At 49.1% G+C, this 14,629-nt stretch carries 12 protein-coding genes, 1 rRNA gene and 1 riboswitch; of the genes, 11 read left to right on the top strand and 2 right to left on the bottom strand.

Going from position 1 to position 14,629, the window contains the following annotated elements; all coding sequences use genetic code 11:
• Positions 1–92: ribosomal RNA gene (gene rrf, locus HNR77_RS15695) — 5S ribosomal RNA — on the top strand; the annotation flags it as partial.
• A 205-nt stretch (positions 93–297) separates the two neighbouring features.
• Entirely contained in the window at positions 298–1,296 is a 999-nt protein-coding gene (locus tag HNR77_RS15700) for a ketoacyl-ACP synthase III (protein ID WP_184186095.1), read from the top strand.
• A 229-nt stretch (positions 1,297–1,525) separates the two neighbouring features.
• Here the strand turns inward: HNR77_RS15700 and HNR77_RS15705 are convergent, their stop codons facing one another.
• The gene (locus HNR77_RS15705; RefSeq protein WP_184186097.1) at positions 1,526–3,463 is read right to left on the bottom strand and encodes an amidase family protein; all 1,938 of its coding nucleotides are present in this window, start codon (positions 3,461–3,463) and stop codon (positions 1,526–1,528) included.
• A gap of 543 nt (positions 3,464–4,006) precedes the next feature.
• On the opposite strand from HNR77_RS15705, the gene HNR77_RS15710 reads away from it, so the two are divergent.
• Entirely contained in the window at positions 4,007–6,136 is a 2,130-nt protein-coding gene (locus HNR77_RS15710; RefSeq protein WP_184186099.1) for a DNA topoisomerase III, read from the top strand.
• A 12-nt stretch (positions 6,137–6,148) separates the two neighbouring features.
• Here HNR77_RS15710 and HNR77_RS15715 read toward each other — a convergent pair whose 3' ends face one another.
• Positions 6,149–6,952, bottom strand: a complete 804-nt coding sequence (locus tag HNR77_RS15715; RefSeq protein ID WP_184186101.1) for a helix-turn-helix domain-containing protein — start codon at positions 6,950–6,952, stop codon at positions 6,149–6,151.
• 132 nt (positions 6,953–7,084) lie between these two features.
• Here HNR77_RS15715 and HNR77_RS15720 point away from each other — a divergent pair, with 132 nt between their 5' ends.
• The 8 genes from HNR77_RS15720 (at position 7,085) to HNR77_RS15755 (ending at position 14,023) form a co-directional block, all read left to right on the top strand.
• Positions 7,085–7,990, top strand: a complete 906-nt coding sequence (locus HNR77_RS15720; protein ID WP_184186104.1) for an ROK family protein — start codon at positions 7,085–7,087, stop codon at positions 7,988–7,990.
• Between the two features lie 106 nt (positions 7,991–8,096).
• Positions 8,097–8,234: a hypothetical protein gene (locus HNR77_RS15725; protein ID WP_184186106.1), complete on the top strand. Its 138-nt coding sequence runs from the start codon at positions 8,097–8,099 to the stop codon at positions 8,232–8,234.
• Between the two features lie 201 nt (positions 8,235–8,435).
• A complete protein-coding gene (locus HNR77_RS15730) occupies positions 8,436–8,699 on the top strand; it encodes a DUF1294 domain-containing protein (RefSeq protein WP_184186108.1) in 264 nt (87 codons plus the stop codon).
• Between the two features lie 240 nt (positions 8,700–8,939).
• Positions 8,940–9,374: a universal stress protein gene (locus HNR77_RS15735; protein WP_145405561.1), complete on the top strand. Its 435-nt coding sequence runs from the start codon at positions 8,940–8,942 to the stop codon at positions 9,372–9,374.
• A 292-nt stretch (positions 9,375–9,666) separates the two neighbouring features.
• Positions 9,667–9,768: riboswitch (purine riboswitch) on the top strand.
• Positions 9,769–9,924: 156 nt separating this feature from the next.
• Entirely contained in the window at positions 9,925–10,410 is a 486-nt protein-coding gene (gene purE, locus HNR77_RS15740; RefSeq protein WP_110897944.1) for a 5-(carboxyamino)imidazole ribonucleotide mutase, read from the top strand.
• Entirely contained in the window at positions 10,407–11,612 is a 1,206-nt protein-coding gene (purK, locus tag HNR77_RS15745) for a 5-(carboxyamino)imidazole ribonucleotide synthase (RefSeq protein WP_260410591.1), read from the top strand. The genes purE and purK overlap by 4 nt, the downstream gene beginning before the upstream one ends.
• Entirely contained in the window at positions 11,609–12,907 is a 1,299-nt protein-coding gene (gene purB / locus HNR77_RS15750) for an adenylosuccinate lyase (protein ID WP_111273770.1), read from the top strand. The genes purK and purB overlap by 4 nt, the downstream gene beginning before the upstream one ends.
• A gap of 243 nt (positions 12,908–13,150) precedes the next feature.
• On the top strand, positions 13,151–14,023 hold the full coding sequence (locus HNR77_RS15755) for a phosphoribosylaminoimidazolesuccinocarboxamide synthase (protein ID WP_184186110.1): 873 nt from the start codon (positions 13,151–13,153) through the stop codon (positions 14,021–14,023).
• Positions 14,024–14,629 lie beyond the last annotated feature (606 nt).

Raw genomic sequence — 14,629 nt, forward strand, 5'->3', positions numbered from 1 at the left:
CACACGTACCCATCCCGAACACGACCGTTAAGCCCTCTAGCGCCGATGGTACTTGGACCGCAGGGTCCTGGGAGAGTAGGACGCCGCCAAGCAAATAACCACTGCCGATGATATTCGGTGGTGGTTTTTATTTTTTTCCAGCGAGTCTAAATTGCCATGAACAGCTCATTAAATATGAGCTGTTTTTTTGTTGCAAGCCGCCTTGCCATAAATTATATGCAATTCTTTTTAAAAATTAGTACCAAGTACTAATACTTAGTGCTATAATAAGAAAAAACGAATGAGGTGATCTCTGTTATGAATCATCAATCTATGGCAGCAATAACGGCAATGGGGACGTATGTACCGGATCGAATCCTGAGTAATGCAGATTTGGAGAAAATGGTCGATACAAGTGACGAATGGATTGTGCAGCGAACAGGCATGAGAGAACGCCGGATCGCGGCAGAGCACCAATTTGTATCGGATTTGGCTACGGAAGCTGTAAAGGATATGGTGCGCCGTTACGAGGTGAATATTACCGATGTTGATATGATTCTTTTTGCTACGAGTACACCTGAGTATTCCTTCCCAAGCTCGGCTTCCCGCCTGCAGGCTAATCTGGGCATTCCCCATACGGGAGTGCTCGATCTGAACGCAGCTTGTGCAGGCTTCACATATGGCATGCAGCTGGCAGACAGTTTGGTAACCAGTGGTATGTATCTGAAGGTGCTGGTCATCGGAGCAGAGACCCTATCCAAAATCACAGATTATACAGATCGCACAACCTGTGTGTTGTTTGGGGATGGAGCTGGTGCTTTTCTGGTGGAACGTGCTTCGGGTCAGGGAGATTTTAAGTCCATCGTTTCCGGTACTCAGGGAGAAGGTGGCATGCATTTATACAAAAGTGGACTTTCAACAGAAATGAATGGTCAGCCTTTGAATACAGAGGGTAAACTGGTACAGAACGGAAGAGAGGTTTACAAGTGGGCAGTCCGTATGGTTCCAGAGCAATTAACGGAGCTTATTGCCAAAGCCGATATGTCACCTGAGCAGATCGACTGGTTTGTTCCACACAGTGCGAATATGCGTATGATTGAAGCGGTGTGTGAACGCGGCCCGATTCCACTGGAACGTACGTTAACAAGTATGGAGTATCGCGGGAATACATCTGCCGCCTCGATTCCTCTTGCGCTGCAGCTTGCAGTAGATGAGGGCAAGCTAAAGCACGGGCAGAATGTTGCGCTGTTTGGTTTTGGAGGCGGGCTAACGTATTCGGGATTAGTTGTTCGATGGGGTGTGCCAGACCCTAAGTAATATCAGGAAAAGTATTTGCCCCTAGAGTTATGTAACTGGTATCCGTCATTCACGAGCATTCAAAATGGTGAATAACAGCTGCCAATTACAGCAGCCTGTACTAACAGTTGGCACTACAATAGAAAAGTACACCCGCCCGCAATGTGGAAGGGTGTACTTTTTTTGATTAGAGCTTCAAGCAAGATAGATATATAATGACATCAAATCATCGGCTAATGGCACTAATTCCTCAAGGCGTTAACTTAGGCGCTTGGCGGTGGTGCGTGCCTTGCTCGTAGCTGTAAGCCAGCTTGATCAAAGTGCCTTCGTCAAAGGCACGGCCCAAAAATTCCATGCCTACCGGCAAGCCATCGCTGGTGAATCCGGCAGGCACCGTAATCGCCGGGAAGCCGGAGAACGGGCTCAGACGGTTGTTGGCACCGGAGGTTTGACCTTTGCCAATCACGCCGGCAGCCTGTGTCGATGTAGGATAGATGATCGCATCGAGATGATTGTCTGCCATCACTTTCAGCAAGGAGTCACGAGTAACTTGAGTACGTTTCAGGACGATATCTTTGTATTCTGTTGTTTCCAGCGTATCACGGGCATCCCGTGCCTTCATGGCTTGCTCCTGGGTTTTATCAAACTGACCGGATGCGATAATCTCGGACAGGCTGTGATATGGTGCTTTGTCACCCAGAGAATCCAGATAGTCATTTAACTGGAATTTGAATTCGTAGCCACTGAGACTTGGATACTTGTTGATTTCGGCAAAGTTTGGAATGGAGATCGGTACAGCCGTTGCTCCCAGCGATTTGAGCTCCTCGACAGCAGCGTTGATAACATCAGCAACGGCTTTTTCTTCCGCTTTGGTGCTTGGAATGAGTTCAGGAGCTACACCGATCCGTGCGCCCTTCAGTCCATTCACATCCAGGAAGTCTGTGTAACTGGAAGGAATTTTGCCTACAGCATAAGCGGTGGCAACATCCTTCTTGTCATAACCGACGGTAGCATCCAGCATAATCGCAGCATCACTTACGGTACGAGCCATCGGTCCGCCAACGTCTTGCGTAAGTGCCAGCGGGATGATGCCTTCACGGCTAGACAGACCGATCGTTGGGCGAATGCCGACAAGGCTGTTAAAGCTGGACGGGATACGGATCGAGCCGCCTGTATCGGTACCCATTCCCGCGGCCGCAAAGTTTGCGGCAATGGCGGCGCCTGTTCCACCGCTAGATCCACCTGGATAGTGGTCGAGAGCGTACGGGTTCAACGTTTGTCCGCCGAGTGAACTGGAGGTCGTAATGCCAAAAGCAAACTCGTGCAGATTGGTTTTGCCCAAAATAATTGCTCCTGCTGCTTTCAGCTTCTTCACTTGCTCCGCATCATGATCAGGGACGGAATCCTTGAGACAAATACAGCCAGCGGTGGTTGGCATGTCTTTGGTATCGAAGTTATCCTTCACCAGAACCGGAATACCGTGCAGTGGCCCGCGAGGTCCTTGTGCAGCACGTTCTTCATCCAGTTGTTCAGCAATTTTCAGTGCATCCGGGTTCAGATTCAGGACAGCATTGAGGCTAACACCCTGATCATCGTATTTGGCGATACGATCCAGATAATGCTGCACCAGCTCTTTGGAGGTCAGTTTACCTTGAGCCATTGCGGTTTGCATATCCATAATTGTGGCTTCTTCAAGCACAAACGGTTTTATGTAGTTATAAACACGATCCTTCAAAATGGAGACGTCGCTCGCTGTGAGCACAGCGTTCGGCAGGAACAAAGAATCGGTGTAACCTTTCATCAGCCCGGCGGCATTCAGGGCACCGACGGCGCTCGCAACTTCGGACTGATCCGGTACATCCTTGAAGGATTCCGGAGCACCGTCCAGCTTGAGCCATTGCTGCAAGGCCAGTGCAGCATCTTTGCGTGCAATTGTCGCTCCTGAGAGCTTGTCCATGGTAAAAGGCACACCTGCAAGTGTAGCGGCTTCTTCCATGGCCTGAACGAAGGCTGCGGCGCTGGCCGGCGCTTTCCCTGCAAGGGCGGCGGCAGTTGAGGTTTGGCTTGAAGGAGTTGCTGCGGCGGCGAAAGCCGATGGTACAGCAGTTCCTCCCCACGATGCGGCAACCATTGTTCCCGCGAGTAATAAGGCCCCGCCTTTTTTCAATACTGATCCATGATAAGTCATGCATCCACGCTCCCTTCCTGTGTCTAAGATGATGTGTGTAAGGAATCTCTTGTATATATGCTTTTGCACATCTTATATTTATGTTAGGTAATCTTACAATGCTAATATTTATCCAAAAAAACGCATACAAATAGACTTTGTGTTATTTTATCTCACATTTCCTCTTGGTTTCGTTGAAGTGCATAATGTTGAATATCGTCTGAAAATGGAAGTCCATAGCAATATATAACATGTATATGACATTTATATTTATTGAGTCGGGAACTTTATAACCAACAAGGGTACATACATTTGAAAAGCCGGTAGAAGAGAGACATGTCTTGCTGAAACACGCTTCCGTTTGAAAATGATATAATAGACAGATCGTTAACCGCATTGATGTTGAGGAGACTATTCAAGTTAGTTACAGATAATTGAGGTTAGGTTCAGATCATTGAAGTTAGGTTCAGATGATCGATGTTATTTGCAAATGACTAAAGTTAGTTGCAATTATTAAAGTTTGGAAAAGATCATGAGGTTTGGACAGAAAGGAAGAGATACAACGTGAAGACATTGGTACTCGCAGAGAAGCCATCCGTAGCGCGGGAGATTGCCCGGGTGATGGGCGCGCGTGATAAACATAAAAGTTATATGGAAGGTCCGAAATACATCGTAACGTGGGCTTTGGGGCATTTGGTGGGTCTGGCGGAGCCGGAGGATTATGATAAGAAATATGCCACATGGAATCTGGAGGATTTGCCGATTTTGCCTGAGCGAACCAAGCTGAAGGTGCTCCGTGAGACGAATCACCAATACAAGGCGGTACAGCAGCTGATGAAACGTCAGGATGTAGGCGAGCTTGTCATTGCAACGGATGCGGCACGTGAGGGGGAACTGCTGGCAAGGTGGATTATGCAGATGGCCCAGTGGAGAAAACCGTTCAAACGCCTGTGGATTTCATCCCAGACTGACAAAGCGATCAAGGACGGATTTGCCTCACTGAAGCCGGGCAGTCAATTCGATCGCCTTTATGAATCCGCACGCTGTCGTGCTGAAGCAGACTGGATGATCGGCCTTAATGTGACACGTGCGCTCACGGTGCGTTTTAATGCACAATTGTCGGCAGGGCGTGTACAGACACCAACCCTTGGCATGATTATGGACCGGGAGAATGAAATTAACGGTTTCCGTTCACAGGAATACGAGACGTTAACCGCAGATTTTGGGGAATTTCAGGCTGTATGGCGGGCAGCTGGCGGGGACTCCAGAGTTTTTGACAAACAGGACATGCAGCAGCTGAAGCAGCGGGTGGAAGGACGCAAGGGGATGATTGCCCAGGTGAAAAAAAGCGAGAAGGTCGAGCCGCATCCACTCGCATATGACTTGACCGAACTGCAGCGGGACGCGAACCGTAAACACGGCTTCTCCGCCAAACAGACATCTAACGTATTACAGCGACTGTATGAGCAGCACAAGCTTGTGACCTATCCCCGTACAGACAGCCGATATCTGACTTCCGACATGACTGGAACGTTGAAGGAGCGGCTGGAGAGTGTCGCTGTGGGACCTTATGCCTCACTTGCCCGTCCGCTGCTGCGTAAAAACCTGAACATCACAAAGCGAATTGTAGATGACAGCAAAGTAACGGATCACCATGCGATTATTCCAACCGAGCAGACGGTGCTTTTGAATCAGCTAAGCCCTGAGGAGCGCAAGTTATATGATCTGATCGTACGCCGCTTCATCAGCTTGTTCTATCCGGCCGCCAAGTATGATTCCGTTGCAGTGACAGTACAGGTAGGACAGGATTCCTTCCATGTGAAGGGCACAACGGTTAAGGACAGCGGCTGGCGCGAGGTATACGGCGGTGATTACACCGATGATGACGAAGACCGTGCAGAGGATGCCGGTGATCATGAACGTGCACTTCTGCCGGATCTGCAGCAAGGTCAGTCAGTTACGCTTCAGCGCTGCCATATCAAGAGTGGACGTACGATGCCGCCGAAGCGGTATACAGAAGCGGCTTTGCTGTCCCAGATGGAAAAGCACGGACTCGGTACACCGGCAACACGTGCCGATATCATCGAGAAGCTGGTCAGCTCGGACACGATTGATCGTCAAGGCAGCAGCTTGCATCCGACCGGTAAAGGGAAACAGCTGATCGAGCTTGCTGCACCGCAGCTGCGTACACCGGAGCTGACCGCCCGATGGGAAGCCGAGCTGGAGCGTATCGCACGCGGACAGGGTAAACCTGGCCCGTTCCTGGATGGCATTCGTTCTATGGCGAAGGAGCTTGTATCCACGGTAAAGAGCAGTAAAGCGGAATACAAGCCGCATAACGTAACAAACAGCCACTGCCCGGACTGCAATGCGAAGCTGCTCGAAAAGAAGGGCAAACGCGGCAAGTTCCTCGTATGTCCTACAGAAGACTGCGGGTATCGCCGCTCCAATGAAAAACGTCTGTCGAATCGCCGCTGCGCGCAGTGTCACAAAAAGATGGAGATCAAGGAAGGCAAAGCGGGACTGTATGTGCAGTGTCTGCCGTGCGGAATTACCGAAACGCTGGATAAAGACAAGCAGCATGTGAACAAGCGTGAGCAGCAAAAGCTCGTCAAGCAGTATGCCAAGCAGGAATCCATCGGCTCCAATCTGGGAGACCTGCTGAAGGCGGCTATGGAGAAACAAGGAAAATAGATGTGCTTACCTTCAAGAGGGTTTAACAACAAAACGGTTACGATACTCCTTAGGTGTAAAGCCTGTATGCTTGCGGAATATCTTGATGAAATAACTTTGATCATGAAAATTCAACAACGAACAGATCTCACTCGGGCGATAGTCTGAGAAAACAATCAGTGTCTTGGCCTCTTCAATTCGCTGTCTCTGGATAAAAATGCGAAGCGCCTCTCCAGTCTCTTCCTTGAATTTACGGGAAAGATAGGAGGGGCTTATTTGCAGTTGTCCGGATAACACAGACAGACTCAGATCATCATAGAGGTGATTAAATATATATTCCTGACATAACAGGATATCCTTTGAGAAATGCGCCCGGTGAACGTTGGCAACACGCTCGGTAAAGTCTCCAAGAATATTTTGCAGGATGGGTTCGATTGAATCAATCCGTGACAGCGTTTCAATGTGCTGAATATAGGTGTCGCTGAGCGTAAGAGCCGATTCCGAGTATAAACCGCCTTCAATGGCAGCCCGAGTTCCCAGGGTAATCGCTGCAATGATCAGATTTTTTTTGCTGCGTAAGGTGTCATGTTTGGATAACGTGCCATAAACGCCGCTCAGTTCGGTGTGTTGCTGCAGATAGAGCAGCATTTTTTTCTTGTTTCCAAGACGAATCTGTTCAAATACCTTTTTCTCTGCAAGATAAGACTTGTGAAACAAGCTCCGCTCTCTCTGTTCCAGAAGAGACTGCTCCAACAGGCCTTCCGTATAGCGGCTTATGATTGTATGGTTGTCCTCTAGCACTCGATTTTGATCCGGCACTTCATGAACAGTGGACATCGAAGCTTCAACCTCCTGATGAAGATAATTTAATACGATTATTCGCAAATAAGTACCATAAATATAAATGGAAACGCTTTATATTTCAATTATGAGGTTACTATTCGATTTATGAAGCGGGAGGCGGCAAAAATGTATTTGGTCATTGATATTGGCGGCACATTTATTAAATATGGGGTCATGAGCGAGGGTGGGGAGCTGCTGTCCAGGGGGAAAGAGGGCATTCGGCGAAGTGGTCTTCAGGAACTGCTGCATGATGTCTATTCCATCGTAGACAAGCAGAATATGGAACAGATTCAAGGAATAGCTCTGAGCTGTCCGGGAACAGTTGATGTGGAAACCGGCGTAATATATCATGGCGGCTCTTTTCCATTTTTACATGAGGTTAATTTAGCCAAGCTGCTCGCAGATCGATATCATACAGATGTTTCAATTGAAAATGACGGTAAATGTGCTGCGATGGCTGAATTATGGCTCGGCAGTGTTAAACATGCGAAGGATTCGGTGGTTATGGTGCTGGGCAGCGGTATCGGGGGAGGCATTATCGTGGACGGCAAGCTCCAGCGCGGAAAGAATCTGTCAGCCGGGGAGATCAGTTATATTATGAGCCGGATTGATCCGGTAACGAAAGAAGCCGCATATTTTGGACTGGAGAGTTCGGCAGTGGAGATGGTCAAACGGATCGGAGAGATGAAGGGACTGGAGAACCCCGCGGATGGTGAGGCGGTATTTGAATATATCAAGCAGCAGGATGCTGATGCATGCGATGTATTTGATACGTACTGCACACAGATTGCCGTTCAGATTATGAACCTGCAGTACATTTTGGACCCTGAAGTATTTGCTATTGGTGGAGGTATAAGTGCACAGCCTGTTGTGCTGGAGCGAATCCAGTGGGCGATTGAGGAACTGAAGCGAATCAATCCGCTTCATAAGGCGAGTCCTCACATTACGGCCTGTACGTTTGGTAATGATGCGAACCTGTACGGTGCGTTATATCATTTCCTGAGCAGTCGGGGAATGTTGATTCAGACTTAGCAACGTGTAAAATGGACAGTTCAGCTTATATATGGCCAATATAGGAACCTCCTTCGTATAAGATATCCTCTTTTCAGGCAACGTAAGCGGAGGAGGTGAGCCTCAGATGCCGCATAACAAACCGGAGAAACGTCATAATCAGCAGAACAAGGACAGCATTCGTGAAGAAAGCATAGCCGTAAGTCCCGAGAAAGCAGCCAAACGGGTGCCAAGTCTGAACGGTATTCCCAAACAGGAGTCGTAGCTTTATCGGGGATAGCGGGGAGTAACGTAAAGCGGTAGTAGGGAGTAAGAAGGGAAGTAAACAAAGAAAGTAATCGAGAGAGTAAGATAAAATTAGTTGTGCCCATATTGCGGCTCTCTGTCCGCGTTGATCATCTGCCTGCCTTGGGATTATAATGGAGTCAGGGAGATGTCCCGGGACAGGGGGACCGCATAAACGTATATGCATACCGGACTTATCGTATGGTTTATCTTTATTAATGTTGTGGCATATCTGGTGATGACGGATGACAAGCGTCGTGCTCAGCAGCGGCGGGATCGCACACCTGAACGAACGTTGTTTTTGCTCGCTTTTATCGGTGGTGCGCTGGGTGTCTGGATTGCGATGTATCGGAAAAGGCATAAAACGAAACATGTCAGCTTTACCATTGGCATTCCATTGCTCGTATTTTTGAATGCGGTGCTGTACGGTTACTTTTTGCAGTAATATGACTGTCTGTGGAGTTGTAAATGATGTAACTGTCTGTGGAGCTGTACCGGTAAACCGAGGAAATCTGTTCAGGGGTAAATGTAATGGTTTTGTTATGTAAAATGTTTCGTAACAACTGGTTCATTTGCCGCTGTGAAGGTTTAAGAAGTTACATGGTTTCCGCTCTGTGACGGGGTTAGAGGTCAGATCGAAGCTTGCTTCGGATTTCTACATATATAAGGAAGGGACGGGATTAACATGTTATTTTCCAAAATTTTAGTAGCGTATGATGGCTCAAAGGCTTCGAATAAAGCACTGGATCGTGCAATCGAGCTTGCGAAGGCATCGCCAGGGGCTGTACTGGATGTCATTCATGCGTTTGATTTCCCGCGTGTCTTTATCGGAGAAGGCCTTGCACCACTCCCTCCTTCACTCAACAACGATTATTACAATCTGGCTGTGCAAACGACGGATGAAGCCAAAGAACGGATTCAGGCTGCCGGTGTTACGGCGAATGTGGATCTGATTCAAGGTGCTGCCGCCGAGGTGCTGCTGGATTATGCCAAAGAGAACGGCTCGGATATTATTGTCATTGGTTCCCGCGGTCTGGGCGGAATCCGTGAATTCGTGCTGGGCAGTGTCAGCCACAATGTGGTTCAGCACGCTCAGGTTCCTGTATTAATCGTGAAATAAAGCAGAATGTACTTCATTCTCGCAAGTAACAAGCCGGTTGCCTTCAATGGATTGAAGAGCCGGCTTTTTTCTTTTTTTGAAGCAGCCAGTCAGCCCGTTTAAGCTGGATTTGGAAGTTTATTGCATTGGGGTGTTCTAATTCCCGAACATTAGATTTGTCAATATGTTAAATGTTCGTCTTTAAGTTGACATTCGCTGTAGGGGATTGTTAGAATGTTAGATGTGTCGATCAGGTTAAAATAAGGTCGAGTAGGAACGAAAGCTGTATGATTATGGAACAGAGTCATGAAGTAGGATTGAATAGATATTTGCTCGTATAACGCCGGGAATAGGGCCCGGAAGTATCTACCCGGGAACCGTAAATTTCCGGACTACGAGGAGATACGGCTGAGAGTCGCGTGCATTCATGCGGACAGCAAGCCCCTTTGGCATGCCCAAATGAGGGAGACGTATTTCTTGGAGTCCGGTGTCCGGAGAAAATGTGATATTTTCGCGGGTAACGGACTTTTTCGTTTTTTTTAAAAAGCTCAGATGGGAGTGGGATGTATTCATGTCAGTGCAAGTCGCTGTAATTATGGGCAGCAAGTCGGATTGGGAAACGATGAAACATGCGTGCGAGGTGCTGGACGAGCTTGAGATCGGTTATGAAAAAAAGGTCGTTTCTGCACATCGTACACCGGATTTGATGTTTGAGTATGCGGAGCAGGCGATTGACCGCGGCTTCAAGGTCATTATCGCGGGTGCAGGCGGGGCGGCACATCTTCCTGGCATGGTAGCCGCAAAGACAATGCTTCCGGTCATCGGAGTGCCTGTTCAATCCAAAGCATTGAACGGTCTCGATTCCTTATTGTCCATTGTGCAGATGCCTGGCGGTATCCCGGTGGCGACGGTGGCGATTGGCAAAGCGGGAGCAACCAACGCAGGTCTGCTCGCAGCGCAAATCATCGGTGCATTCGACCCGGAGGTGCAGCGCCGCTCCGAAGCTCGCAGAGAACGGATCAAACAAGAGGTGCTGGAAAGCAGTGATGAGCTATGAGTAACGAAGCAATGAAACAGGCTAGAGGAGCAGGACAAGGGCAGCCTGTGCTGCTGCCCGGACAGACCACCATCGGTATTCTCGGCGGTGGACAGCTTGGACGTATGATGGCACTGGACGGGACGGCGATGGGGTATCGCTTCATTACCCTTGATCCAACCCCGGATTCACCTTGCGGCCAGATTGCACAACAGATACAGGCGGGATACGATGATGTTGAAGCAGCAAGAGAGCTTGCGCAGCAGTGTGATGTCATCACATATGAGTTCGAGAATGTAGACGCCGAGGTTGCGGCATTGCTTGAACGTGAATCTTTTGTTCCGCAAGGCAGTGCTCTTTTATATACAACACAGCATCGTCTGCGTGAGAAACGTGCGATTGAGGCAGCGGGTGTACGCGTTGCTCCATATCGTGAGATTACCAGCCTGAATACAATGACAGCAGCGGTGAGCGAGCTTGGCGTGCCATGTGTGCTGAAAACGGTGACTGGCGGATATGACGGCAAAGGTCAGCGAGTGATTCGGGCCGCAGCAGAGGCAGAGGCCGCGTACGAAGAACTCGCAGCAACAGGTGCAGAGCTGGTGCTGGAGCAGTTTATCAAGTTTGAGTGCGAGATTTCCGTTATCGTTGCGCGCAGCACCAATGGAGAGATCAAGACGTTCCCGCCTGCGGAGAACATTCATGTAAATAACATTTTACATGCGTCAATCGTACCTGCACGAGTAGCCACGAACATTCAGCTTGAAGCACAGAAGCTTGCGGCAGCCGTTGCTGAATCGATGCAAGCTGTTGGTTTGCTGGCCGTAGAGCTGTTCGTAGCCGCGGATGGGAGATTGTATGTGAATGAACTCGCGCCAAGGCCGCATAATTCGGGACACTACACGATGGAAGCCTGTGCAACATCACAGTTTGAGCAGCATATTCGTGCGATCTGCGGATTGCCGCTCGGGGATACAACGCTGTTAAGCCCGGTCGTTATGGTCAATGTGCTTGGTGAGCATCTGGAAGGCATCATCGCAAGAACAGGGCAGCCTGATGAAGAGGCGATGGAACTGGGTGTCATCCCTAAGCTTCACATATATGGCAAGAGCGAAGCGAAGACAGGGCGTAAAATGGGGCATGTGAACTTGCTTTGTCAGGACGCCCGAGAAGGATTGCAATGGATCGAACAAACTAATCTATGGAGGCATACAAATTCATGATTGAACGTTATAGCAGACCCGAAATGAGAGCCATCTGGACCGAGGAGAACAAATTCCAATCGTGGCTGGAAGTTGAAATCTGTGCATGCGAGGCGTGGGCCGAGCTTGGAGTCATCCCGAAGGAAGACGCAGCGCTGCTTCGTCAGAATGCTTCTTTTGATATCGACCGGATCTATGAGATTGAACAGGAGACACGCCATGACGTAATCGCGTTCACACGTACCGTATCCGAGAGCCTGGGTGCAGAGCGCAAATGGGTGCACTACGGCCTGACCTCCACAGACGTGGTTGATACGGCACTGGGTTATGTACTGCGCCAAGCGAATGAAATTTTGGAAAAAGACATCATTAATTTTATTGAAATTTTGCGTGAGAAAGCACTGACTTATCAGCACACGCCTATGATGGGTCGGACACATGGTGTACATGCAGAGCCAACGACTTTTGGTTTGAAAATGGCGCTGTGGCATGAAGAGATGAAGCGTAATCTGGAGCGTTTCCGTCATGCAGCGGACGGCGTACAGTACGGTAAAATCTCCGGCGCAGTTGGAACGTATGCGAACATTGATCCATTCGTTGAAGAGTTTGTTTGCAAGAAGCTGGGCACCAAGCCTGCACCAATCTCCACACAAACGCTGCAGCGTGACCGTCACGCGGAGTACATGGCTACGCTGGCACTGATCGCAACGTCTTTGGACAAGTTTGCTACCGAAGTGCGTGCACTGCAGAAGAGTGAATTCCGTGAAGTGGAAGAGGCTTTTGCAAAAGGTCAAAAAGGTTCTTCCGCAATGCCGCACAAGCGCAACCCGATCGGCAGTGAGAATATTTCCGGCCTGTCCCGCGTCATTCGCGGACATATGGTATCGGCTTACGAGAACGTAACATTGTGGCATGAGCGTGATATTTCCCACTCTTCGGTAGAGCGTGTGATCCTGCCGGATGCAACGATGCTGCTGAACTACATGCTGAACCGCTTCGGCAACATTGTGAAAAACCTGACCGTTTTCCCGGAAAATATGAAACGCAACATGGAGCGCACCTTCGGCGTGCCATTCTCTGGTCGTGTAATGACCAAGCTCATCGACAAAGGCTTCAGCCGTGAGCAAGCATACGATACCGTGCAGCCACGTGCGATGCAAGCATGGGAAGAACAGCGTCAATTCCAGGATATCGTGAAGTCCACACCGGAAATTACGGCTGTCCTGAGCGAAGAGGAAATTGCAGATGCATTTAACCCGTCCTGGCATTTGAAGCATGTGGATACCATTTTCAAAAAACTCGGCTTGAACGACTAACCAATTAATATATGCCCTTAATAAGGCTAAAGAAACGAATGATGGGCTCAGCAGAGAACGAAGAGGACAGAAATAAGCTGAAGAAGCGGAGCGTTCGCCTTTATCCCCGGATTTTCACTTTGGAAAAGTGAATCGGAAAAATCTGGGGATAACAGCGATCGGAAGATTGTTCTGTCATCGAAGTGCAGTCTGCACCATCAGGATTCGTTCTTAGCCTTACATCTCCTGAAAGAAGGTGACCCCATGGCACTGTCCACGGCGGCAGATCTTGTTAAAGCACCTCTGTTATATAAAGGAAAAGTACGCGAGCTTTACGATCTCGGTGAGCATTATCTTATCGTAGTAACAGACCGCATCTCGGCATTTGATTATGTGCTCGACCCGGCGGTTCCTGAGAAGGGCAATGTATTGAATCGGCTCAGCAGCTTCTGGTTTGAATTGACAGGTGGCATGATGGACAACCACGTGGTGCATACCGATGTGAAGCAGCTGGGAGACCTGATCACTGAACCGGAGCTGCTCCAGAATCGCATCATGGTTACACGCAAAGCCGAGCGCATTGATATTGAATGTGTGGTGCGCGGATACATCACTGGAGGCGGCTGGAGACAGTATGAGGCAACCGGAGAGGTCAATGGCATCAAACTGCCGGAAGGCTTACGTAAAAACGCCAAGCTCGAAGTGCCGATCTTCACGCCAGCAGCCAAAAATGATGTTGGTCATGATGAGGACATTCCGATGGAGCGCATGAAAGAGCTGGTTGGCGATGCACTTGCGATTGAGCTTCAGGAAAAGAGCCTGCGTCTCTATGAGTTCGCACGAGATTACTGCGATCAACGCGGCATCATTTTGGCAGACTGCAAATTCGAGTTTGGCATCGTGGATGGCAAGGTCATCCTGATTGATGAAATCTTCACCCCGGATGCCTCCCGCTTCTGGGCAAAAGAAAACTATGCTCTCGACATCGAAATCGACAGCATGGATAAAGAACCTGTTCGCACCTATCTTGCAGGCACCGACTGGGACAAGAACAGCAAGCCAGACCCGCTTCCGCAAGAGGTTGTAGAAGCTACAACTGCTCGTTATGTCGATATTTATAACCGTTTAACGAAATAATAAAGTGGGACGTTTGAGCGTGGCTTCGGTAAAGATTAAGTAGAGTGAAATTTGAGCGTGACTTTGGGAAAGTTTGAGTAAGGGGCGTTTGCGTTGGGCTACGGGAAAGTTTGGCTTTCGATCGCTGTTGCCCCCGGAATGTTTAGATTTTAATCCTTTTTTCAAAAGGACACATTCCGGTTGCAAAGGCGAACGCTTCGCTTCTCCAGCTCAAATCTTTCCCTCCGCCAGTGTTCAAACTGGTGGATGAGGCAATTAAGGTGCAGGCTTCTGCAAGTACGAAGCCTGGAAATACTGCAAGATAGAGATTCAAATCATGGTTACTCAAGGAATTTAAGACCTGTCTACGTTTGCGTGATATGGCTGGTTTTTAACGTTGCCCACCGAAGCGAGTGCCCCAAGGCAACCGCTTTTACTCCCCGCCGAGCAACGTAAAGGGTTTAGGCCTTTAAAAAATATAGCCGCAGGATCAAGCGTAGGGGTGGAATGGTTCACGAAGGAGCGAAGCGTGCGCCTTTGTTCCCGGGTTTTGACCGCAGCGCGGGCCAAAACGAATCAAGAAAAACCTGGGAACAACCAGCGGCCGGAGGAAGCATCCACACCGAA

The sequence above is a fragment of the Paenibacillus sp. JGP012 genome, assembly GCF_014203995.1.
Lineage (GTDB): Bacteria > Bacillota > Bacilli > Paenibacillales > Paenibacillaceae > Paenibacillus > Paenibacillus silvae.

What these genes read in the sequence shown, in the direction of transcription:
- HNR77_RS15700 (WP_184186095.1), top strand. Translation starts at nt 298, where the DNA reads ATGAATCATCAATCTATGGCAGCAATAACGGCAATGGGGACGTATGTA.
- HNR77_RS15705 (WP_184186097.1), bottom strand. Translation starts at nt 3,463, where the DNA reads ATGACTTATCATGGATCAGTATTGAAAAAAGGCGGGGCCTTATTACTC.
- HNR77_RS15715 (WP_184186101.1), bottom strand. Translation starts at nt 6,952, where the DNA reads ATGTCCACTGTTCATGAAGTGCCGGATCAAAATCGAGTGCTAGAGGAC.
- HNR77_RS15720 (WP_184186104.1), top strand. Translation starts at nt 7,085, where the DNA reads ATGTATTTGGTCATTGATATTGGCGGCACATTTATTAAATATGGGGTC.
- HNR77_RS15725 (WP_184186106.1), top strand. Translation starts at nt 8,097, where the DNA reads ATGCCGCATAACAAACCGGAGAAACGTCATAATCAGCAGAACAAGGAC.
- HNR77_RS15730 (WP_184186108.1), top strand. Translation starts at nt 8,436, where the DNA reads ATGCATACCGGACTTATCGTATGGTTTATCTTTATTAATGTTGTGGCA.
- HNR77_RS15735 (WP_145405561.1), top strand. Translation starts at nt 8,940, where the DNA reads ATGTTATTTTCCAAAATTTTAGTAGCGTATGATGGCTCAAAGGCTTCG.
- purE (WP_110897944.1), top strand. Translation starts at nt 9,925, where the DNA reads ATGTCAGTGCAAGTCGCTGTAATTATGGGCAGCAAGTCGGATTGGGAA.
- purK (WP_260410591.1), top strand. Translation starts at nt 10,407, where the DNA reads ATGAGTAACGAAGCAATGAAACAGGCTAGAGGAGCAGGACAAGGGCAG.
- purB (WP_111273770.1), top strand. Translation starts at nt 11,609, where the DNA reads ATGATTGAACGTTATAGCAGACCCGAAATGAGAGCCATCTGGACCGAG.
- HNR77_RS15755 (WP_184186110.1), top strand. Translation starts at nt 13,151, where the DNA reads ATGGCACTGTCCACGGCGGCAGATCTTGTTAAAGCACCTCTGTTATAT.